The following is a 22950-nucleotide window of genomic DNA, read 5'->3' on the forward strand; positions in this document are numbered from 1 at the left end:
AATATTATCATCAACACTATTAAAGCCAAGCGAAAAAGAACCACAGACAGGAATTTTAGCTTCGTTGTTAATCATTACTGATACATTCACGTCTCCATGTGCCGGTGGCTGATTTGCCAGTTCCGGTGAAAAAACATTGACACCTATTATTCGTTTGATATAACTGGGTGCAACAAATGAAAAACGCATGAAATCCCCGACATTAACAAGCGAACCTATGCTTTTTACAAACCATATTTCATTTGATTTTTTATTTGTCATTTGTCTGTTTTCCTAAATTTTCCAAAACACTTTTCAGAGTGTGTGATATATCTTCCTTTGGTGGCTCATTATCTATGCAGAGTTGTATTGTCAAATAATAAGGAGCTGCGACTACACCTGTATCCATGACTTCCCCTTCAACAGTGCTGCCTTCAGCTTTGGCAAATTTATTTTTATAGTCCTTTTCTGTTGCCAGTGCCATCGGGTGCAGAGGGTATAAATCAAAATCAGAGGGAAACATTATTTTTCCGTCAATTTTAAAATCTTTTGTCAGCTTTATTGTGCTTCTGCTTTCAGATAAGGCAGGCGAAGTATAAACTGTTACTTTTTTTACATATTTATAAGTCCTGTCTGTATTGGTTGAAAACGCTACCGGTCTGTTCTGTGCTGTTATAAGCACTGTTATTTTCTGATAGTACATATTGTTTCTGTTATAATGAATGACAAATAATGAAATGGCGCAGAATACAGAGCATAAGGCAGAGAGTTAAATAAATTTTAACTCTCCGCTCTGTGCTTCTTGCTTTTTAGTAAGTAGTAACAATAGAACCCCACAAAATGAGCTTTAATGCTTGGTTTTGTTCTGTGGCAGCAGCAGTAGTGATATTCATTTCAATCAGTTGCTGTGGGTCTATTAATTTCGGATTATCAAGTTTATGATAATTCATTCTGTGGTTGCTTGTTCCGATTCCGTAGCCGAATCCATATTTGTCGGCTGTATGGTCAATTTCTCTTGACTGGAAAGTTCTGAATATTTCACAGGACATAATTCTGCTTAAAGTTTTTCCGTTTGCTTTAAGTTCAAAAATTCCGTTCAGAACAACATCAGGCAACTCGCCGAATCTGCATGACTGTACTCCTGCATTGTTCGGGGTTTTTGCAATTCCGCCCAAAAGCGACAATCCTGACATAAGGAAATATTCGTCTTTCTCGAATCTACCGAAATTCAAATCAGAAAGTCCGACAACTTTGTTGTCTCCGTCTGTTATCATTTTGATATTTGTTGATGGGTCTCCGCTCACAGTTGCAAGTTTACATACTGCAATAACGCAGTCGGCAATGTGCTTTCTGTGTTTGCCGAGGTCTTTACCAATTTCCTTGTCTTCAATCAGAGGCAATTTTTCAAGCATTTCGCCTCTTGAACCTCTTGCCCTGGCGACACCTCCTGCCGCTAAATTTTTCTTTACTTTAGCACCTTGTGCTTTTAAAAGTTTTCCAAGTTCTGTATCGTCCATTCCTAGTAATACAGCTTGATTGTCTATGATTTCTCCTAATGTTAATGACATAATTTTATTTTTTTAATTGTTTATAATTTTATTTGATTTTTGAATTGTTATTTATCCTTTGCTTATTTGCTAAATGAGTGTGGTCTCATCGTCTTCGCCTTTTAGTTCTTCCACTGATGGTTCCTCCTTTGATTGTTCTTCAGCTCCTGAAACTTTTTCAGTTACGTCCAAATCGGGAAGTGAAGGTTTATAAGGTGGAAGTTTGAGTATGACAGGATCTCTGTAAACAGGAAATTCTGCTTTTCCGCTTAGCAAATCACCTAAGCTGAATCCTTTTAAAGTTTCGAGGTTGGTAATGTCTTTGCCTTTACCGAGTGCGTTGTTTACTGCTGTTACCGCTCCGGCTGTCGTCAAGCCATAACCGATGTAACGCAATACTTCGCCCTCCTGATTGGCAAGTAAAATACCGCCTCCTGCTGTCAGTACCGGACCTATGAATTTCTTAAATCCGGTTTGGTCGCCCGACTTGATGAAACGCCTGTCTGTTTCTTTGCCTCCGATGTATCCTATCAGGAACAGTCCCGCTTTTTCAAATACGGACAATATTTGAGCGTCTTCCCAACTGGGTAAAGCGAAACTCCCAATTCCCGAAAGCAAAGAATGGCGTTTCCTTCCATGTTGTCCTTGCTGCAACTTTTCTCTGCCTTTTGCAAGTGCTTCAAGTTGCTTGTCTGTTGCTTGTCTTTTTGCCATTTTTTGAATTTTTAGTTAATGATTAAATTGATTGTGATTATTATTTTAAAGTGATAAATGTTAGTTGCTGTGGCTTTGCAGGGGCTTTGACTTTTGGTAAAGATTTCAGTTTTCCAAGTCCTTCAAGTGTATTTTTATGGCAACCGCTTACCTGCTGGGGTTTCTTTCCAATTTTCAGAATGCCGTTAATGAAGTTTTGGAATGGCGGAATAAATATGTATGCAGCTACCACTACGGCACCGGCAGCCAACATAGGATGCTCTTTTGCTTTATCAATCAGATTATCAAAAAATCCTTTTTTGTCGTCAGGATTGTCGCCTGCTCCGCCATTGCTGTTGTCGTTTGCATCTTCTTCTTTACTTATATTTTCAAGCTCTTTCGCATCGTCAGAGGAAATATCTATGTCTTTGTTGTTTACTTTTTCATCAATTGCATCAGCTTCTTTTTTGCTCAAAAGTCCGTTGTCTTTAAGAAGTTTTACAACTGCTGTAATCAATGGTAAAGCTGCAATTACAGGTGCTGCTTCCGGTCCTGAAAGGTTTATAACATCGCCTAATCTTGCTTTTTTGCTTGTCAGAATATTCCTTTTCAGAGAAACTTTACTACCGCCTGCTCTGTCTGCAAAGAGTTTTTCAAGCTGTGCAACAAATTTTTTGGATTTATTGTATTTGTCTTCGGTTATTCCTGCTGCTTTTACCTGTTCGGGTGTGGCATATCCCCATTTTGCCTTTTCTGCGAGATTAAAAAGATTGATTTTCATTACAAGCAAAAAGCTGTTTCGCATTGCTATTAAAGCAGGGTTCAGCTTTTTGAATGTCTTTGTGCCTTGTTTTAATGAAACTCCGACTTTTCTGAAAAAGCCCTTTGCTTTTTTTCGTTCAGCTTTGTTTTTTTCTTTATTCTGCTTGCGTTCTGCTTTTCTTTCTGCTTTTACTTTTTTTCGTTTGCTCTTGTCGCCTAATTCGCCAAGTCCGTCAAATTCATAAACATTATCATAATCTACTATGCCGTCCAAACCATCATCATCGGAACCAAGCAAATCATCTTCCGAAACTCCATTAATTTTGTTCAGCTTTGCTTCATTTAAAGCAAGCACTCTCAATGCTTCATCTCTTTTCGGTGTCCAGAAATGTTTGATTGCATACTCAAGCATGTCAAGAAAACCGGGAGTGTAATCAATGTCAGGGCTGATTAAATCAGGATGCTGTTTTAAAATATCTCTTGTTGCTACCAGGTGCCTGTAAACTTCATGTTCGTTTCCTTCCGTAATTTTTCCCAAGCCCAAAAGCCCTTCAACTGTTTCATCGTTTACTTCGATGTTTTCTGTGCTGTCGCTATTATCGGCGTTCTCTGAATTGTCGTTTTCGTTTCCTTCTGTGGTTTCGGTATAGTCAGTATTTTCTGATGTTTCTGCGGTTTCGCTGCTTTCTGTATCGGTCGGAATTTCTGCATTATTGTTGTCTGTGCTATAATCCTCATTGTATTGAGTTTCATCAGGTATGTTGCTGTCCTGTATTTCCGCTTCGTTTTCCTGCTCGATTTGCTGTGAAACAATAACAGGGTTATGTTTTAACAGGGCTTTCTTGTTTGCTTTTTTAGCAAGCACTACGCCTGTTTTTCTGAAAAATCCTTTTGCAATTTTTTTGTTTGCTTTTTTTATTTTTTTTGCTGCTTTCTTCGGATTTTTCTTTGTTGCTGCCTTTTTTATTTTCTTTTCAGCTTTCTGTTTTTTCCTTATTTCCTTTCTTTGCTTCTTTGGTGTTTTCGTTCTTCCAAGTCCGTCAAAGTCGTAAACATCATCTCCGTCAATTACTCCGTCCAAGTCATCAAATCCCGATAGCGAATCGTCATCATCAATGCCGAGAAGGGTTTCTTCTTCAATTCCTGCCTGCTGATTATGGGATGCTTCATTCCACGCAAGGTGCTTAAATGCTTCTTCTCTGCTTGGCGACCAGAAATGCCTTATTGCATAATCAAGCATTTCAAGAAATGCCGGTTCATAGTCAATTTTGCTGATTATTCCGGGATTGGCTTTTATTATTTCTCTTGTTTTTAAGAGATGATTATAAACGGCTTGTTCTGTTGTGTTGTCAGTGGCTCCCAAGCCCTCAATCAAATCAGTTAAATCGCTTGCAACTCCGTGCAACCCGATTATAGGTATTCCGAGTGATGTCATAGTAAAATCTTTTTTTTCTGAAAATGGTTTTTCGTAATTGAACTGGCTCACAACACAATCAATAGTGTAGTATCCGCCTGAATTGTCAGGCACAATAGGGTAAACATGCTGAAAGTATTGTTTGCCGTCATATTTGGTAATTCTTATTACAAATGGAATATTGAGGTTATAAAGGATTGTGCAGATAAATATGGTCATGCAGTCGCAGTCGCCACCTTTGTATCTGTCCGCCCAAAGCATCGCAGGTCGCCTTAGTTGTTCTTCTCCTTCTTTGTCGAGTTTGTATTGAATATGGCTGTAAACAAAATTCCAGATGTTGTTACAGGTTTCTTTGAGTGTCGGTGCTTTTAGTGTTGGTGCGAGTTTCGCTGTGTCGTAATGATATTCTTTTATGTAGTCAGCCATCAGATGAACTGTTTCATCAATACTGCCGTTCTTTTTTAAAACCGTTCTTGCAAAATCAGGAACCGGAATTAATCCGTTAAATTCCATTCCTGAAAAAATCTTTCGGGGACCAACCGCTACCAAACCGATATTTTTAAATATTTCCTGCATCAGCTTACTTTTATTGGTTGAATACTGGTTACAGGAATACCATTTGCATAAAGGGAGTATTCGAGTTTTAAATTATATCCTTTCAGAATTTGCTCGCCCTCTATTAAGTTGGTCGCCATTTTGCTCAGGTTAATTCCGAGCTGCAGAAGTGAAACTTTAAATGTTACGTCTTTAAGTACAGCTTCGCTTAGTTTATTTATTTTAGTAGTGTTGCTCTTTATGGTATTACTGCCAAGCAACTTATTGCCATCGAAAAGTTTCACATAAGGTTGTGTTATGGTTACGCTGTTTTTTGTGGGATTTTGAAGACGCAGGTCGGTTTTAATTGTTAATCCGTCTTTCCATGTGAAGTTTAATTTTAAATTTTCCGGCTGAACCTGTACTTTGTCTCCGACATTAGCTGTGGAAAGCATGTTTTTGATTACAGCGGCTCCTCCGAAAATTATTACAAGCGGTATAATTGGTATCGGCATATTTGTATTCTTTTCTTTTTTGTTTTTTTGAAAAAAGTTGCGAATACAAATATTTGTTCAGCGGTTAATCACGCATGAACACAAATGAACACATTTCAGAAAAATGAACACTTATGCTAAAAAAATGAACAGATATGACTGGAAATTGAACAGAAATGTTTAGATTTTTTTGAATATTTGACTATTTGGGAAAGAAAAAAATATTGTATCTTTACAGACAAAGGTAAAAAAATATAATTTTTTAAATTAGTTGATTCTTTACTAAAGACATGGAAGACATTTGGACAATTGATAAATTAAAATTATTTCTTCTTTTTTTTATTCCTGGTTTTATAGCCATGAAAATATATCAATTAATTATTTCATCTGAAAAGACAAATTTTTCAGAAGCAATTTTTGAGGCAATAGGTTTCAGTTGTATCAATTTTGTTCTATTTTCATGGGTACTTATACCAATTCATAGAAATAATTTTTATGAAGAATATACTTTATGGTATTATATTTTAATGTTTCTTATCCTTTTTGTTACTCCTGTATTATTAAGTATTTTGTTTATTTGCTTAACTAAACTTAAATTTTTCAAAAAACATACTATTAATCTTGTAAAAAGTTCATGGGACTTTTTATTTCAACAAAAAGAGGATTATTGGGTTGTTGTACATTTAAAAGATGGAAGGAAAATCGGAGGTCGTTATGGCTCTAAATCATTTGCCTCGTCATATCCTAGAAAAGAAACAATTTATATAGAAGAATTATGGAAAATGGAAAATAACAAATTTTTGAAAAGAGTTGATAAAACAAAAGGAATAATAATACTTGGAGATGAAATTTTATGTATAGAATTTTTTAAATAATTAAATAATTAAACTTATGTGTAAAGACAAAAATGAACAATCGCAAAATCAATCTGAACCAAAAACTGGACAGGGTGATGTTATCAAGGGGCAAGTAAATGAAAACTTGTATAATAAAAAGCCACTTAACGAGGGGTATCAACCAGTTAGGGATACAATAGACCCTTCAACTCCTCCCACTGATTCGGGTGTTCCCGATAAAAAAAGTGATGAGTAAATAATCATTATAAAAATCTTATAATTAAAACTATGCTTGACAAATTCATCAAAGAAAAAGTGGAATTAATTTCTTATTCCCAAGCTGAATTGAGTAATATTGCCACAACAGCTAACCATTTAAGAGAAATAATAAAAAACCAACCTGATTTTAATGAATCTTTTTTGGGTGGTTCATACAAAAGAGCTACAATGGTAAAAGGAGTTAGTGATGTTGATGTTTATTATCAATATACAGGAACTGGTAATCCTCAAACAGCTCTATCAAGATTGAAAACATGTTTAACAAACAGCTACCCTAATTCAGAAATAAGTCAGGATAAACCCTCTATTTTAGTTGATTTTGATAAAATTCCTTTTGAAATAACTCCATACAAGAAAAATGTTTGGGGCAATGGCATTAGTATTCCTGACAGTACTCTTATCAATTGGCAGAGTATTAATTTTGGGGAACTTGAAACAGCAATTACAGCTTTGAGAAATAAAAACCCAAAGTATATTGACCTTATTAAAATTCTAAAGTTGTGGAATAAAAATTATAATCGTGGTCTTAAAAATTTCGAGATTGAAAAGAGAGTATGTAACGGGTTTCTTTATTCTTATTCTACGAGTGCAAGCATTACTGATTGGCTTTGGACATTTTTTCAGAATAATGGATTTAATGCGGACGCTCAAAAGATTCATTCATTAATGCTCATTAATGATGAAGCAACACGGAAAACAGAGTGGTTAAAATTTATAGACAAAAAATAAATGGCAATATATACTCCACAGTATAGTTTATTCAAAATTATAAACAAACTTAGTTCCGTCAGACAAGTTGTTTTTTGGACAATTTTAGGATTGTCAATAATTCCTGTTGCATTTAAGGAATACTTTGATGGCTCTGTACTTATTAATATTATCAATATACTCAACATTGTTGGGATTAGTATGTTTTTCATTTTAGAAATAATCAGTGATTTTATTTTAATTCCACAAGCTGACAATAAAAGAAGAGACGATTTTATTGATAATTCCTTTGGTTCAATTTTTTCTCCGAGCAACTCAATTGGCTATTATGACAATGACGAAATAAGTAAAGGGCTTTACAAAGCATCAGTGAATTTATTTGAAAATTGTTTTTATACGTATTCTTTAGTTAAAGTAACTACATCAAAAAAAATAATTATACCATCAATTATGTTATTATTTATGGTTGCATTTTCTTATTATGGCTTTAAAGAAGTTCCATTTGCATTATCAGTTTTACAAGCTTTATTTTCTGCTAACATTTTAGGGTTATTAATTAAGCATCTCATTTTGTTAAATAGTTTGTCAATCATTCAAGATTATTGGATTACTTTATTTCAACACGAAGATTTAAAAGAAAATACTTTTAAGTATCAGCCCTCCATTTATCGTTATTGGTTACAATATGAAACTTTACATAGTAAGATTAATGCGGGCATACCCGAAAAAGTTTTTAAAAAATTAAATCCATTACTTACAGAAGAATGGAATAAATTAAAAGTAAAATATAATATAAGTTAGCTGATATAACACTTTTAACTAACTTTCAATTTTCTATTAATCCTCAAATGTTTTTTCAAAATATGATTTTATAAAAAATTCAATAAATGCAAACAAAAGAAAAACTCGACAATAAAGCTGACGAAATTTGGAAATCGGCAATTAAATTAAGAGGTAAATTTAAAGCGTATGAATTTCAAACGTAGTGCTTCCAGTTATTATGCTTCGTAGGATTGAATGTGTATTGGAAGAAATGCGAGAAAAAACAAAAGCGGAATTGTTACCTGAATACAAAGAATTTCAAATAAAAGACGATGATAATGTTGATGTAAAAAAGAAAAAAACACAAGGACTTGAAAAGTTAATGAAAGAAATTGAAATAGATGATTATCCTTTCAACAATAAAACTCACTGGACTATTCGTAAAATTATTGATGACAACGTAAGCCGAATTGAAAAAAACTTTCGTGATTATATAAATGGATTTTCGGCAAACATTGAGGAAATTATTGATAAGTTTGAATTTGCTGCAACTATCGGAGCAATGGATAAGAACGATGCACTTGAGCCAATTTTACGACAATATTCCAACGAACCATTCGGTCCTAAAGATTTAACTAATCTTGAAATGGGTTATATTTATGAAGAATTGCTTCGTAAATTTTCTGAACAAAGCGGAGAAGAAGCAGGAGAACATTTTACGCCTAGAGAAGTTATTCGTTTAATGGTGGAACTATTGAATATACGGCTTAACCCTAAAGATAAGAATAAAGCAATTAGCATTTATGACCCTGCTTGTGGAACCGGAGGAATGCTTTCGGTTGCCAAAGAATATTTGCTTGACAAAGCTACTACCGATAAAGAGAGAAACCTAATACAAACAGTTGTTGAGCTTTACGGACAGGAAAAGCAATCTAAAAATTACGCAATCTGCAAAGCTGACATGCTTATTAAAGAAGAAGATGCCGAGCGTATTACTCATGGAAATTCATTAGTGCCGGATGAAGAAGGATTTAAAGAACGAGGTGATTTGCACGCAGGAAAAAGTTTTGATTACATGCTCAGCAATCCGCCTTTTGGTGTTAATTGGGGCGATTATGCTGCAAGAGTTAAAAAACTTTCATACACTCGTTATAAAGGACAGTTCCCGACTGTTAAAGACGGTGCATTACTTTTTTTAATGAGTATGATTGAAAAAATAAAAGAGCCGAAAGAAGGAGGCAGCAAAATAGCAATTATATTTAATGGCTCTCCTTTAAGCAATGGCGATGCGTTGAGTGGAGAAAGTGAAATTCGTAAATATATTCTCGAAAATTATTTATTGGATTGTATTGTAATGCTTCCTGACCAATTGTTTTACAATACCGGCATTTATACTTATGTATGGATTCTTAACAATAACAAGCCAAAAGAGAAAAAAGAAAAAGTGCTTATTATAAATGCTCGTGAACAATTTAGCGATGAGCCAAAAAGCATGGGACAAAAGCGACACCGACTTGAAGTGAAGCACCGACAATGGATTGAGCAACAATATAACGAATGGAAACAAAACGATTTTTGCAAAATATTCAATTATCACGATTTTGCTTTTCATAAAGTTCAGGTAGTATTTTGGCAAACCGATGAAAACGACCAAACAATGAGCATTACAGAAAAGTTTGCAACTAAACTTAATAATAAAAATGTAAATGATAAAGTTGCTTTCTTTGGTGGTGAAGCTGAATTTGAATTTACTGTTGATAGTAAAAAAATAAATTTTAAATTAACTGCTAAAGATAAATTTGAAACAGTTTTTGCAAATCACTTAAAGCAACAATTTTCTAAAGAAACAGCAGAAATTAAAACTGCTGATATTTTTAAATGGTGGCAAATAAATTACGAAACAAAAACAGAATGCGTTTACACACACCGCCATTATATTACCGACTTTGAATATATTCCATTTGATGAAAACATTGAAGAATTTATAAAACGTGAAATCGACAAGCCGATTATTTATATTGATAATAATCCAAGCGTAGGTTACGAAATACTTCCGAATAAATATTTCTTTAAATATGTAGCACCGCCAAAAGCAGAAGACGTATTGCAGGAGTTTTGGAAATTGGAAAAACAAGCTGAAAATATCATTAATCAATTAGAAGGAAAACATGCAACAGTATAGCACCTATAAGCCAAGTGGAATAGAGTGGCTGGGTGATGTGCCAAGCCATTGGAAGATTGTGAGAATTAAAGACCTGCTAAAAGATTTTGGAGGTGATGGTTTTCCTATTGAAAAACAAGGTAAAAAGGAAGGTGATTTTCCATTTTTAAAAGTTAGTGATATTAATGGTAAGGATGATTTTGTTTCTACTGCAAATAATTATATTGATGAAAAAGAATTGAAGCAAAATGGCTGGAAAATAATCCCTGTTTTTTCAATGATAACAGCTAAAGTTGGAGAGGCACTAAAGAAAAATCATAGAAAAATAAATTTAGTTGATTGTTGCATTGATAACAATATGATGGGCTTGGTAATTGATGATAATAAGAAATTAGGAATGAAATATTTTTTCTACTTATCAAAGGAAATTGATTTTGATTTTTTTGAAAAACCAGGAACAGTACCTTCGTTAAATATGGTTTTGTTTAGGCATTATAAGATTCCGCAACCACTTTTCAATGAGCAAACCGCCATTGCTTCATATTTAGACCAAGCCACAGCTAATATTGACAAAGTAATTGCTACAAAACAACAACAATTAGAAAAATTAGAACGATATAAAAAAAGCAAAATACACGAATGCGTTACAAAAGGTTTAAATCCGAATATTAAATTTAAAGATAGCGGTATTGAATGGATTGGAGTGATACCGGAACGTTGGAAGGTTGAAAGAATCAAAGATGTTGTTGAATTGAGAAACATAAAAACATCCGAAAAATCTGAAGAAAAAGATTACATTGAATTGGAAGATATAGAACAAGGCACAGGTAGAATTATTGGATTTAGAGACACAACAGAAGTTTCAAGTGATGTAACAATTTTTAAAAAAGGAGATGTTCTCTTTGGTAAGTTGAGACCTTATCTTGCAAAATATTGGTTAGCTGATAGAGATGGAAAATGCACAGGTGAAATTATTTCATTCAACTGTTTGAAAATTTATAATGCCTTTTTTAAATACTTTATTGGTTCGCCTAAATTTATTGAAATCTGCACTGCTGTTTCTTATGGTGCAAAAATGCCAAGAGTTGATTGGACAAGACAGATTGCCTATTTCTACATTGCTTTCCCAAACATAAAAGAACAAAAAGAAATAGCAGAATATTTAGATAATTTTTGCACAAATATTACAAACGAAAAAAACATTATAGAAAAACAGATAACTTGTTTGCAACAATATCGTAAAAGTTTAATTCACGAGTGTGTAACAGGTAAAAGAAAAGTTATATGACAGAAGAAGTTTTCCATAATCATATTTGCGAATATCTGAAAACAAATTTCGGTTATAGAACTTTGTCTGCAACCGATATTGCTGATAAAGAGTTTTTTTTTATTGAAAATCATTTAACGGAATTTATTCAAACAACACAACCTGAAACATGGAAAATATTGAATGATGAGTATTTTGGAAGTGATACCGGCAGACAAATTATTAAAACAATAAAAGAAGAATTACAGGTTAGTCCGCTTTGGTTGGTTATTAGAAATGGAATAAGTTTAAAAGGTAAAAAGATTTATTTATACACACCACGTCCAAGAAGCAATAACAGTGCGGAACAAATGCAATGTTATAAATCAAATATTTTTGCTTTAAAAAAAGAATTTTATTTTGCCGATAATACAAACGAAGCAATTGATTTGGTTTTATACCTTAACGGATTGCCAATTATAACAACAGAATTAAAACATCATGGCGAAACCGGTGAAGCAAGCACTTATGAAGATGCAATAATTCAATACATAGAAAGGCGACATGAGATTTCAAAAATATTTTCACTTCCGTTTGCTCATTTTGCAGCCGATACAGATGAAGTAAGAGTGGCAACAAATCCGACAAATGAAGAAAATTTTCAGCCATTCAATACAGGATTGGAAAACAAAGAAAACCCCGAAATTCCAAAAGAGGAATATCCTGTTTGGCATTTGTACGGACAGGCATTTTCTCCTGAATACATAAGTGATTTTATAGAATACTTTTTGATTTATGTTTCTGCAAATGCAAAAAAACAAAAACCTGCATTTACAATAATGCCACGATTCCACCAGTTGCGAAGCACAAGAAATTTAACAAGTGATTTGTTGGAATATGCCGAAACACACGATGTTTTAGGTAAAAAATATTTAATCAATCATAGTCCCGGTTCAGGAAAAACTCTTACAATAAGTTGGATGGCTGAACGCCTTGACAGCTTGCATAAAGCTACTACAAATGAAAAAGTAATTGATATTGTTTTTATTCTTACTGACAGAAAAAGTTTAGACACTAATGTAAAAGATGATTTAGAAAAATTTGTTCATTTGCATCGCAAAATGGTATTTACCAGCAAAGCAAGCGAAGTATTACAACATATCAAAAGCAGGACAAATATTATTGTTACAACAATTCAGAAATTCAACTATGTTCAAAAGGAATTGAAAGAAGATGAAAGTTTGAAAAAATTAAAAGTTGCTTTTTTAATTGATGAAGCACATCGGAGCCAAGGAGGGAAAATGGGTAAAAATGTGCGGACTACTTTTGCAAATGAGAGCATTGAAAGCGAAGAAGAACAAACCTTTGAAGACGAAGCAGAAGAAATATTCAAACAACTGGACATTAGTCGTCAGGTTTATATTGCATTTACAGCCACTCCGGTAGATAAAACACTTAAACTTTTTGGAACTCCATTTGATATTTACACCGAAGATGAAGCTATAAAGGAAGGTTATATTTTAGACGTTTCAGACAATATCATTTCATATAAAACACTTTATCATTTAAACACTACTTGGGTAAAACCTGATGATAAACTATATCCCGAAGGAATTATAACAAAGTTGCTTCGTGATATTGCTTACGAAGATGAAAGTATAATTGAATATAAATCAACTGTAATTATTGAGCATTTTGAAAAAGAAGTGAAAAAATTATTAGAAGGCAAAGCAAAAGTAATGGTTGTGGCAACTTCAAGACAAGCCGGATATAATTACTATTTAGCTTTGAAAACAATAATTGATAGAAGAAAACTCGGCTATAAAGCATTATTTGCTTTCACTGATTTTATTGATAAAGTGAGTAAGATGCCTTTAACAGAAGCAAATGTAAATGATATTAAAATAACAGACGAAACACCAATTGAAAAATATTTTGAGAAAGATGAATATAGAATTTTGATTGTTGCAAATAAGTTTCAACAGGGCTTTGATGAGCCCTTGCTGTGTGCAATGTATTTAGATAAAATTGTAAAAGGAATAAATGCTGTACAAACAATTTCGAGATTAAACAGAAAATATCAGGGTAAAAATAAAACAACAGTTATAGATTTTACAAATAATGCAAAAGAAATTTTTGAAGCATTCAGTAAATATCGAAAAGGAGCAAAAGTAAGAGCAACCGAACCTGACCCTGATGAATTGCAAAATCTGTATGCTGAAATAATGAGTTATAATGTTTTTACTCAAGACATGATTTCTCAATATATTGAAACGGCAAAAGAAAGAAACGATTCTGTTTTTGCTGCAATGTCTTTAGCATTTCGTTTGCAATTTGAGAAAACTATAACAGACAAAGAAGAAAGAAAAAAATATGTAAATCTGCTTTTAAAATATGTAAAGAAATATAACTTTTTTGCTCAATTCATTGAAATACCCGAAACACTTGTAATGTTTGCAATTTTTGCTGATTTGGTGGCAGGTAAATTATTTAAGTTGGGTGCAGTAAGCACTTTGAAAAAATCACTTGAGAGTGTAACAGTTGAAAAAATAGCATTAAAATATATCGGAAAAAAAATAAATCCGAATATTATTAAAGAACCCAGAGAGGGAAAGCACAAAAATATTGTTCCGCCTAAAGCAACAATTGATGATGTAATTGAAGAAATTCGCAGGATATTTAAAATAGAAGAAGGAGACGAAATAATAATAAAAGAAATTTTTGCAGAAACAATGCAGAATAATGACTTGATTAATTTAATATTTTCAAATAAGGAGAATACTGATTTTTTACAATTGATAATTGCTAAACAATTACGACAACAAATAATTGATAATTACAAAAAGAAAGGAATGTTGCGTAAAACCCGTGAACCACAATATAAAGATAATGGTGGTATTTTTGATTTATTAGTTCAGAATATTATAAGACATGCGATTTATAAAACAAGCAATAATTAATTTTCAAAAATAAATTCTAACTCTGAAATATGAAAATAGTAAATAAAATATTGATTTAATTGAAATTAAAAAATAATTGAAAATTGTCATTCATATTAAAAAAATACTTTCTTTTGTATAATAAAAACACTAATGTCTCAATTTGATTTCATAAAAGATATTGCTAAATTCGGTCTTGAAAATGACCAAGAGAGGTTATTGCTTGTTCTTAATGAATTAATTGACTATTCAAAAAAAACAAAAAAAACTAATTTCGCAATTCAATTACAATCAATACTAAAAGAAGCAATAAGAAATCAACAAACAAGTGGATTAGCAATTGTTGGAAGCGAGAAACACTTATTGAGAGAAGAAGACAAAGAAATTAATGAATTTATTATTGAGAAAATTACATCTGACTATCGTTTTGAGAATCTTGTATGCTCCGAAAAAGTAAAAAATGATTTAGAATTTTTTGTAAAAGAACAAAGAACAGTTGAAGTTTTAAGGAAATTTGACCTACCTATTTCTAATAAAATTCTGTTTCATGGACCTCCCGGTTGCGGAAAGACACTTGCTTCTTATGTACTGGCGGGTGAATTGGAAAAAATAATGTACGTTATCAATCTTGGTGCAATTGTTTCTTCAAAACTTGGTGAATCTCGCAAAAATTTTTAAACGTGCTGCAACCGAAGAATGTATTATCTTTATTGATGAATTTGATTCTCTTGGAAAAGTTAGAGATTACAATCAGGACCATGGAGAAATGAAAAGAGTTGTAAATACGATATTACAGCTCTTTGACTATTTACCACAAGAAAGTATTATTATTTCTGCAACCAATCAAATTAACATAGTTGACCCAGCACTTTTAAGAAGATTTGATGTCAGAATACATTTAGATATTCCCAATAAAAGCCAAATTAAAGAACTTATTAATAAAACATTAAAGTCAGGATTGTTTACTTATGATGAGAAAAAACTCCCATTTATAATTGGAAAATGCTTAGGATTATCCTATTATGCAATCCAAAAAGCTCTTATAACCACAATAAAACGTAGTATTTTAGATAACATTGAATTAAATTCAAATAAAATAAAGATAAATACTACTCTTTGGATTGAATTAATAGATAAAGAAAAGCAAAACTTTAGTTTAAAGAAATAAATTAAATACTATTTTCAAGTTCAATTTCTTGCTCAATTGTTCCTATAACTTCTACTGTATTTATTGCCGATAATTCATTGTACAAACGTCCTGAAAGTATGTTATTAATGGGTTTCTCTTTAATATTTATAATCATAGAAAATTTATTCGTTTTATTTTTATATTCTGATAATTGAATTGAATTTAAAAGTTTATGGAATTTAGAATTTATAGCAATTTTTATTTGATTATTTTCATTTATTAAACTATTTGGAGTTATTGAAAAAGATATTTTTTGAGTATTGCTAAGAAGCTTTCCTTTAAAATAATAATCTTCTGCCCAAGAAGTACAGAATTTTGTTTCTGCTAATTTACTTCCATTTATTGAATCTAAAGGCAAATTCCTAAAAAAACCAAATGTTATATGTATTGGGCAATATGTCAAATGACTATTTTTAACTGGAAGAAACTTAAAACTTAATGTTGCTGAAACTTCTAAAATTGACCTTTTTGTTATAATTTTATTCAGATAATCTGGGATTTTTAGTGAATATGCTTTGATAGTTTCAGGTTGTATTTCGTCCTCAAGTATTAATGTAACCTCGTTATCCGTAGAGTTTAAACATTTAAAGGTATCAGGTAAACCGTTACCTATAAGATGACGTAACGTGTTGTCCGATAAACTTTTAAAAACATCAGGTTTTACAAAGCTTCCCCATGGTCTTTGTGCAGAATTAATTATTAATGCTTTAATAGTTTGCATGTTTAACTTTGGGTATTTATATAAAATTTTAGCAGCTATATTAGCTACTAACGGAGCAGAATAACTTGTTCCAATATTTTTAACAAAACTCAAATTACTTTTTGAAGATAACACTGTCAAAGCAGGTTCTTTATCTACATATAAGTTATCATCACAATCCCCACCATAATGAACAACATCTGGTTTAAAAAGCTTGTTGTTTTTTTGAGTTGAAGTAAGCATATCAGCATCATAATTCAAGTTAAATTTTCGTGTATATATAGCAGGCAATTCTTTTGCTGGTGTTATCCCATTAAGTTTATTATTTTCAAAGTTATCAGCAATAGCACCAATTGTTATATTATTCATTGATTCAGATGGAACGCAAATATTAGCTGTCTCGTTAATAAAATGGCTTGGGTATTTAACAATAGTAGAACGGTTATTATTAAACTCTGTCAAATCATTAATATTACCTGTAGAAATAAAAATTAATATATCTAACTCATAAGTTAATCTGTCAATCAAATAAGCGTATTCCGAAATAGCTTCATTGTCTTTCTTGTGTTTTTCGTTGCATATTGTTAAAACAAAAATTTTAACATTGTGTTCTTCGTATGCTTTTTTTATTAAACGAACTATTTCAAAATACGAAATATTTCCATGCTTGTTATCTAAAACTTTTATAGAAAGAACCTTTGCGTCAGCATGAAATATTTTTTCTTCACTTAAATAAAAAGCCGAACCCAAAACAGCAAGATTCGCAACAGATGTTCCATGATCCGTGTTATCTTCTAAAGCGCTTGTACCAGTTAAATCAAATTGATTATCTTTATTTATAATTAATTGCTTTAAAGAAGAAACAGGACTAATACCAGTATCAATTATTCCAATGATTGGAATTTCTTTTTTTATTTTTATTTCATATCCAATACTTCTACCTGGCAGATTATAAGTACTCGGTTTAATTATCCCTGCTTTAAATGAATTTACTTTATGAATAATATCAAAATTATCTGCAATAAACTTGATTGTTTCTATATCAGTATTAACAACCTCAAGAGAATTACTAAACTTGTCGTATTTATATGAAATATTTTTTTGCTTTAAAAATAGAATTAAATTGTCTTCAATTGGTTTAATATGTGATTGAAAAATGTCAGGATTATCAACTAAGTTCAAATATGTTAATTCTTTTTTTTCATTAATAGTTAAGATTTTTTCTGACGTTAGAAATTCAAATTCCTTAATGTATTTAATAATATTTTTAAATAATTCGGTTTTAATATTTGGATTTTCTGTATTTGTAAAATTTAAAATCTCTTTTTTAAAAACTTCAAATTTTTGAGTATCCGATATTGCAAATAACACTTTTTCGTTGTAAAGCTCATATTTTACGGGACTTAAACCATAATAAAGTAAATATTTGTTTTCTAAATCAGGAGTAAAATATTCAAAAAATGTAATTTCAATATAATCTATATGAATAGGTATGTTTAGCTTAATATCTCTTTTGTGGTATCTTTCATTTTGTTTTTTTGTAAATTTATTCAAACAACTTTTAAAAGTTGTTTGCATTGGATTATAATCCTTTTCACTTTCCTCAATAGGAGGAATATACCTTTGAGGTTGTTTATATATTTTTACTCCTTCAACAATGTTTTTAAAAAACAGATGTGAATATATTTTTGGATTAGCCATAGTTTTAAGAGATTTAAAATACTAAAGTAGCAATAAAATTGACAATAACAATTTTGAATTTTCTTTTTATTTCAATTATCAAAATCACACAAATTTTAATAATTATTCTAATTTCATAGCACGAATTGAAAAATAAATAATTGCGTAATTAATTGAGTAATATAAATTCAGGATTTACTCTCAATTATAGGTCTTCCGACAACTTCAAAAAACAATTTGTAGTTTTCAGTCATTGTTTATTTTTTTAAAAAATACCGGCTTCCCTAGAAACTCAAAAATCCACGATACTTCATCTTTTGTGTAGAGGTATCTTTTTTGTTTTTTTCTGCCAACAAGTTTCCATGCAATAGGACTGAGCAGCTTTTTCCATGTTTGACGATGCCTTATTTCATATAGATTCATGAGTTGCTTGTCATTCAGTGGGCGTGGCGTTATTTCAACTTCATCTTCAAATAATTTTGACATAGATTTTATTTTTTTTGTTTTAACAAATTATAAATTCCAATTCCGGTATCTATGAATTTTGAATTTTTATTTATAAAATTTCTGAACGTATCCGATTCAACTAATGACTTTATTAAAACCTGCATCAATTCAGGATTTTCTTTAAAAAATATTTTCAAGTAATTTATAAAGTCAGTTTTGTTTGTATATTGTTTCTGTTTCTCGCTTAAAGATTCAGCAATAAAATTTCTGTATTGTTGTTCCATTTCCTGAAATGCCTCTTTATTGCCACTTTTCATATCGGGGTGCAGTTCTCTTGCTAATTTCCTGTATAGCATTTTCGCTTCTTCGGGCGTTTTGCAGTTTGTAAAGTATTTCATTTGATAATATTTTTGTTTAAATTCTTTCATTTAGAAAATCACACATTTTAGCTGTACCGATGTATTTTGCTATAATCGGATTTTTATATTTCTTTCTGTTGTCATAAGCTATAATTACATCAGAACATTTAAGAGCAAGTAATTCTTTAATTTTTATTGCTACTGCTTCACGTTGATTGTTGGGAGCTTTAATTTCAGGGTTGTTATACAAAACAATTTTATAGAAAGCATGAAGTATATCTCCTCTGTATTTGAACTTTTTTTGATTTTTGAAATACACCTGTAAATTTATTTCGGGGTTTGAATTGAACCGTTTGTGTAGGTCGCTTAAATGAACTAATAAATTCTTTTCCGATAAATTTCCGCTTTTATATAGTTGAAAAAGATTTTGAAATTCCTGTTTGAATTGATTATACGTTGTTTCCGGCGATTTTATCATTTTTTCTCTTTTATAAGTCAAGTAAGCTAATAATCTTGTAATACAGATAAACAAATACAATAAACAAATAATCAGATAACGGTTTATAAACCTTAGAAGTCATATATGACAGGTACGAAATTTTGCAGTAATTCATTTTAAAGCCCCGCTATTATTAAGTTATCAGGCATAATAAGTATGGTTTGCTTTGTAGGACGTGAGTAAAACACAGTACCCATGATAGCTTTCCTGCAACGTTCAATACTTTCTATAATTCTTTTCTCAATTTCTATTAATCCGGATTTTTCTAATATCCGCTTTAAATAAGTACCTGATGAAGCCGAATTGTTATTAAACATTCTTGCAATAGTTAAACAATTCATGTTGTCATCTGCATTAAAACAGTTTAAAAGAAAAAATTGTTCATCAGGAGTAAACATTGCGGGATTTTTAAAACATTCTATTGCACTATTTAAAACGGCTCGCCTCGATAGTTTTCCATTTTCGGCTCCTGTAATACAACAAAATTCATTGTAAACATCACTGCTTTGCTTAACCTTAGCTTTAAATGCGTATTGCATTCTTTTCTTTGCTTCCTGTAATGCTTTTAATCTTATGAGGTATTCCAGTTTAAGTATTCCGTCATTGTTGCTGTTATTTAGTTTTATGTAATAAAAATTTTTACGGATATTAAATTTTTCGCATAGAAAATCCCAACTTGAAAATTTTATATTACTTCCTGTTACTGTGATGAGATTATTTTCTTTCAGAATTTTTAATCGTGTCCATAATGTACGAACAGAAATATTACAAACTTCTGCAACCGATTTTTGATTTTTTGAGAAATTGGAAATAATACCATTGCTGTAATGATATTTCAATAAAAAATATGTTTCAAATGCTTTAATGAGGGGTTTGTTTGTTGCTATGATTGTCGGGATTTGTTTTAATACTTTTACTTTTAAACATTTTTCAGTATTTGTCATACTTTGGCTTTTAGTTATTAAAGTAACCAACCGAATAGTTTTTTGATTTCTGTTTCATTGTACATCTCATAACCATAATTAGCAGTTTTTTCAATGATGCTGTCATTTACAATTTTATAAGTTTCTCTTGACCTAGAAAACGCAAAGTGTTGTTTCTTTGCCATTGATTCCCAACCCCAAGCTACATATATTCTGAATTTGTCATTTTCGGGAATTGCAACAACCCCTGCAATACATTTATCGTAGTCGTTCCTGACAAAACTTTCTGCTGTTGTTTTTAATCCGTCCATATTTTTAAAACTTTGTTATTATTATTTTAAGTTTTTCAATGTTGTCTTAACAGGCAATAAATATTTGTTTAATATTTAATTTAGTTTCTTCCTCAAGAAATTTTTTTTCTACATAAGCTCTGCATAATTCATCTTTCTTATTTATAAATAGTAAGTGATAGTATTTATATTGTTTTTCTTTTTCAGGAAAATAATTTATATGTCCTAATATTTTGTATTGGTGTATTTCTTTAAAATTAAACCACCATTTTAATTGTACTTGTTTAATAAATGATTGTGTTGCTTGTTTGTTCTCAACTCTCAATACCTGTACAGAAATATTAAGTTTTGTAATTTCGCATTTTGATTTTTTCATAGTATATTTTTATTTGAAATTTTACAACTAAAAATTTGCTTTCTCAATTTCTTCCAGTTCTAAAGTTGATGCTTCAAGCATTCTTTCTGCTATTTCTTTTCTTTCTTTATATTTTTCAATATTTTTATTCCAAACTTCATCATGCTGCGGTTGCAATCTTTTCATGCCTTTATTTGCCTCAATATTGTTTTTCGCAATTTTCACTGTAACACTGCATAATTCCTTTAACAATGATAATTCAGGTTTCGATTCGATTTTCATTATTTATTTGCTTATTGTTATATTATTATTTCTGCTTTATCAATTCGTTTAGCCACCTCGTAGAGGTCCGCTTTCTTATAAACATAGTATTTCCCTCTTGAATATCTGGGCAAAAATCCCCTTTCGTGCAAATGCTTTAAAACCCTGACATTATTTATTCCGAGTATTTTAATAGCAATATTGCTTTGCACATAATCACTCACGTTTTGAGCTAACACGTTCTTAATGCTTCGTAATTCCTGCAATATTTCAAGCTCTAAAGTCATATTATTCTTTTTATTTGTTGTATAGCCGGCTCCTGCTTTAAATTGATATAAATGAATTTTTCATTGATTATCTGAATTAACCTTTCTGTTTGTAATCTGCTTAAAGGTGTTCTGTCGTATAAATAATTATAGAAGGAAGAAATGCGTATTTCTAGTGCGTTGCATATTTCAGTATGGAACCTGTCCTTTTCGTATGGAGATGCGATTTGATAATATGCTTCTTTTATAACATTTCTTCCCATAATGGCTGGTTTTTAAGTAAATAATTTGTTTTTTTGCTTTTTTTTCATTTATTTTGTAACTTTACTCAACAAAGATAAGTAAACTATTTTTTAAAAAGCAAGTAAATTAATCATTATTTAGCAATATTACTAACTAATAAATTTTAAAGATATGATTTCCAATAATATAAATAAATACCGAAAAGCAAAAAAAATAACTCTTGAGGAGTTATCTAAAAAAATTAAAATGTCTTATACCGGTTTGCGGCTCGCATTGGAAAATGATGATTTCAAAATATCAACATTGACAAAGATTGCAAATGTTCTCGGTGTTGATTTGAATGATTTGCTGAAAGAAGATACTAATATTTCGATAAAGAATAAAGGTAACTTCGGAGTTGGTGATAATATTAAACAGAGTATCGGAAAGGATGCAAAAATAAATAACGAAAATATGTTTATTAAAGAAATAGAACATCTGAAAGAACTTTTAAAAAATAAAGACGAGATAATAAAAGGCAAAGATGAGATAATTGAACAATTGAAAAGACAAATAAAGTGAAAAAACATTTTTTAAAAAAATGCGTATTAATAGTATTCATTTAACTTAAACTTTATACGCATGATAACATTTCTTTTTTTTGAATAACGAAGGAAACTTTTGCTTAGGAAACCATGTGAAACAAAGCTTTGCCAACACAAATAATTATCTTAAAGAAATAAAGCAACTGAAAGAAAACGAAAAAGTAAAAGATGAAATAATTGTGAATTTAACCAAAGCATTAAATTATCTTAAAGAGCAAAACGAAGCACTGATGAATGAAAAGATAATTGTATTTGCTTCAAATGACCGCTGACGGAGTATAGACCTCTTTTGAATAAAATAGTTTGTTATTCAAAAAAAAATGTTTATTTTTGCATTGAAATTCTGTTATAAGAGCGGTCTTTCACAAAACATAAAAAAAATAAATGAGATATTTATTTGTTAAAATTTTGTCAAAATTTATTTTTAAAGTTTTATAACAATTTGAAATATAATCACTTATAATAACATTCAAGAGTCCCCTACGGGCTACTATTAACAGAATTAATAATTAATAATAAAATAAAAATGGCAAATCATCCATCATCAAAAAAAAGAATCAGAGCTAACGATAAAAAAAGAGTTTTGAACCGTTACCAGACAACAACTGCAAGAAATGCTGTCAAAACATTAAGAACTACAACCGAAAAAGCCAAAGCCGCAGAAATGTTTCCGAAAGTTGCATCTATGCTTGATAAACTGGCAAAGAAGAAAATAATTCATAAAAATAAAGCAGCCAATTTAAAATCATCATTAACCAAGCTGGTAAATGGCTTGAAATGAAAATATTTATGTAATGCCA

General features: G+C 30.9%; 26 protein-coding genes and 1 pseudogene. 11 read left to right on the forward strand and 16 right to left on the reverse strand.

Annotated features, from left to right (window positions below; genetic code table 11):
- The 6 genes from WC223_10530 to WC223_10555 all read right to left on the reverse strand — a co-directional run.
- On the reverse strand, positions 1 to 261 hold a 261-nt coding region (locus WC223_10530), incomplete at its 3' end, for a hypothetical protein (protein ID MFA6924672.1).
- Positions 251 to 682, reverse strand: a complete 432-nt coding sequence (locus WC223_10535) for a hypothetical protein (GenBank protein MFA6924673.1) — start codon at positions 680 to 682, stop codon at positions 251 to 253. The genes WC223_10530 and WC223_10535, both read right to left, overlap by 11 nt.
- A 106-nt stretch (positions 683 to 788) precedes the next feature.
- The gene (locus tag WC223_10540; GenBank protein MFA6924674.1) at positions 789 to 1547 is read right to left on the reverse strand and encodes a hypothetical protein; all 759 of its coding nucleotides are present in this window, start codon (positions 1545 to 1547) and stop codon (positions 789 to 791) included.
- A 69-nt stretch (positions 1548 to 1616) separates the two neighbouring features.
- Positions 1617 to 2240: a hypothetical protein gene (locus WC223_10545; GenBank protein MFA6924675.1), complete on the reverse strand. Its 624-nt coding sequence runs from the start codon at positions 2238 to 2240 to the stop codon at positions 1617 to 1619.
- Positions 2241 to 2280: 40 nt separating this feature from the next.
- Entirely contained in the window at positions 2281 to 4971 is a 2691-nt protein-coding gene (locus WC223_10550; protein ID MFA6924676.1) for a hypothetical protein, read from the reverse strand.
- Entirely contained in the window at positions 4971 to 5444 is a 474-nt protein-coding gene (locus tag WC223_10555; GenBank protein ID MFA6924677.1) for a hypothetical protein, read from the reverse strand. The genes WC223_10550 and WC223_10555 overlap by 1 nt, the downstream gene beginning before the upstream one ends.
- 269 nt (positions 5445 to 5713) lie before the next feature.
- Between WC223_10555 and WC223_10560 the strand changes: the two genes are divergently transcribed.
- The 8 genes and pseudogenes from WC223_10560 (at position 5714) to WC223_10595 (ending at position 15522) form a co-directional block, all read left to right on the forward strand.
- The gene (locus WC223_10560; protein MFA6924678.1) at positions 5714 to 6298 is read left to right on the forward strand and encodes a DUF6338 family protein; all 585 of its coding nucleotides are present in this window, start codon (positions 5714 to 5716) and stop codon (positions 6296 to 6298) included.
- Between the two features lie 16 nt (positions 6299 to 6314).
- Positions 6315 to 6515: a hypothetical protein gene (locus WC223_10565; GenBank protein MFA6924679.1), complete on the forward strand. Its 201-nt coding sequence runs from the start codon at positions 6315 to 6317 to the stop codon at positions 6513 to 6515.
- Positions 6516 to 6547: 32 nt separating this feature from the next.
- Positions 6548 to 7267: a hypothetical protein gene (locus WC223_10570; GenBank protein MFA6924680.1), complete on the forward strand. Its 720-nt coding sequence runs from the start codon at positions 6548 to 6550 to the stop codon at positions 7265 to 7267.
- Positions 7268 to 8047 carry a hypothetical protein gene (locus tag WC223_10575; protein ID MFA6924681.1) on the forward strand — a complete coding sequence of 260 codons (780 nt, stop codon included), beginning with the start codon at positions 7268 to 7270 and terminating at the stop codon, positions 8045 to 8047.
- 232 nt (positions 8048 to 8279) lie between these two features.
- Complete coding sequence (locus WC223_10580; protein MFA6924682.1) at positions 8280 to 10190, forward strand: N-6 DNA methylase; 1911 nt, start codon at positions 8280 to 8282, stop codon at positions 10188 to 10190.
- The gene (locus WC223_10585; GenBank protein MFA6924683.1) at positions 10177 to 11457 is read left to right on the forward strand and encodes a restriction endonuclease subunit S; all 1281 of its coding nucleotides are present in this window, start codon (positions 10177 to 10179) and stop codon (positions 11455 to 11457) included. The genes WC223_10580 and WC223_10585 overlap by 14 nt, the downstream gene beginning before the upstream one ends.
- A complete protein-coding gene (locus WC223_10590; GenBank protein ID MFA6924684.1) occupies positions 11454 to 14375 on the forward strand; it encodes a DEAD/DEAH box helicase family protein in 2922 nt (973 codons plus the stop codon). The genes WC223_10585 and WC223_10590 overlap by 4 nt, the downstream gene beginning before the upstream one ends.
- Before the next feature lie 132 nt (positions 14376 to 14507).
- Positions 14508 to 15522, forward strand: a pseudogene (locus WC223_10595) (ATP-binding protein).
- Position 15523: 1 nt separating this feature from the next.
- Here WC223_10595 and WC223_10600 read toward each other — a convergent pair.
- The 10 genes from WC223_10600 to WC223_10645 all read right to left on the reverse strand — a co-directional run bounded on the left by WC223_10600 (position 15524) and on the right by WC223_10645 (position 21586).
- On the reverse strand, positions 15524 to 17944 hold the full coding sequence (locus WC223_10600) for a S8 family serine peptidase (protein MFA6924685.1): 2421 nt from the start codon (positions 17942 to 17944) through the stop codon (positions 15524 to 15526).
- A gap of 225 nt (positions 17945 to 18169) precedes the next feature.
- Positions 18170 to 18409: a hypothetical protein gene (locus WC223_10605; GenBank protein ID MFA6924686.1), complete on the reverse strand. Its 240-nt coding sequence runs from the start codon at positions 18407 to 18409 to the stop codon at positions 18170 to 18172.
- Between the two features lie 5 nt (positions 18410 to 18414).
- Positions 18415 to 18768: a hypothetical protein gene (locus WC223_10610; protein MFA6924687.1), complete on the reverse strand. Its 354-nt coding sequence runs from the start codon at positions 18766 to 18768 to the stop codon at positions 18415 to 18417.
- Between the two features lie 16 nt (positions 18769 to 18784).
- Positions 18785 to 19207 (reverse strand): hypothetical protein, encoded by a 423-nt coding sequence (locus WC223_10615; GenBank protein MFA6924688.1) that lies wholly within the window; start codon positions 19205 to 19207, stop codon positions 18785 to 18787.
- Between the two features lie 137 nt (positions 19208 to 19344).
- A complete protein-coding gene (locus tag WC223_10620) occupies positions 19345 to 20172 on the reverse strand; it encodes a hypothetical protein (protein ID MFA6924689.1) in 828 nt (275 codons plus the stop codon).
- 17 nt (positions 20173 to 20189) lie between these two features.
- Positions 20190 to 20462: a hypothetical protein gene (locus WC223_10625; protein ID MFA6924690.1), complete on the reverse strand. Its 273-nt coding sequence runs from the start codon at positions 20460 to 20462 to the stop codon at positions 20190 to 20192.
- 46 nt (positions 20463 to 20508) lie between these two features.
- Complete coding sequence (locus WC223_10630) at positions 20509 to 20817, reverse strand: hypothetical protein (GenBank protein MFA6924691.1); 309 nt, start codon at positions 20815 to 20817, stop codon at positions 20509 to 20511.
- Between the two features lie 27 nt (positions 20818 to 20844).
- Positions 20845 to 21078: a hypothetical protein gene (locus WC223_10635; protein ID MFA6924692.1), complete on the reverse strand. Its 234-nt coding sequence runs from the start codon at positions 21076 to 21078 to the stop codon at positions 20845 to 20847.
- Positions 21079 to 21095: 17 nt separating this feature from the next.
- A complete protein-coding gene (locus WC223_10640) occupies positions 21096 to 21344 on the reverse strand; it encodes a hypothetical protein (GenBank protein MFA6924693.1) in 249 nt (82 codons plus the stop codon).
- The gene (locus tag WC223_10645; protein MFA6924694.1) at positions 21341 to 21586 is read right to left on the reverse strand and encodes a hypothetical protein; all 246 of its coding nucleotides are present in this window, start codon (positions 21584 to 21586) and stop codon (positions 21341 to 21343) included. Before WC223_10645 ends, WC223_10640 begins: the two co-directional genes overlap by 4 nt.
- A 151-nt stretch (positions 21587 to 21737) precedes the next feature.
- Here WC223_10645 and WC223_10650 point away from each other — a divergent pair, with 151 nt between their 5' ends.
- From WC223_10650 to rpsT, 3 genes are all read left to right on the forward strand, one after another.
- Positions 21738 to 22127, forward strand: coding sequence for a helix-turn-helix transcriptional regulator (locus WC223_10650; protein ID MFA6924695.1), 390 nt, complete (start codon positions 21738 to 21740; stop codon positions 22125 to 22127).
- Positions 22128 to 22206: 79 nt separating this feature from the next.
- On the forward strand, positions 22207 to 22422 hold the full coding sequence (locus WC223_10655; protein MFA6924696.1) for a hypothetical protein: 216 nt from the start codon (positions 22207 to 22209) through the stop codon (positions 22420 to 22422).
- Between the two features lie 254 nt (positions 22423 to 22676).
- Positions 22677 to 22931, forward strand: a complete 255-nt coding sequence (gene rpsT / locus WC223_10660; protein ID MFA6924697.1) for a 30S ribosomal protein S20 — start codon at positions 22677 to 22679, stop codon at positions 22929 to 22931.
- The last annotated feature ends 19 nt before the right edge of the window (positions 22932 to 22950 follow it).

This window comes from Bacteroidales bacterium, from assembly GCA_041671145.1.
Lineage (GTDB): Bacteria > Bacteroidota > Bacteroidia > Bacteroidales > JAHJDW01 > JAQUPB01.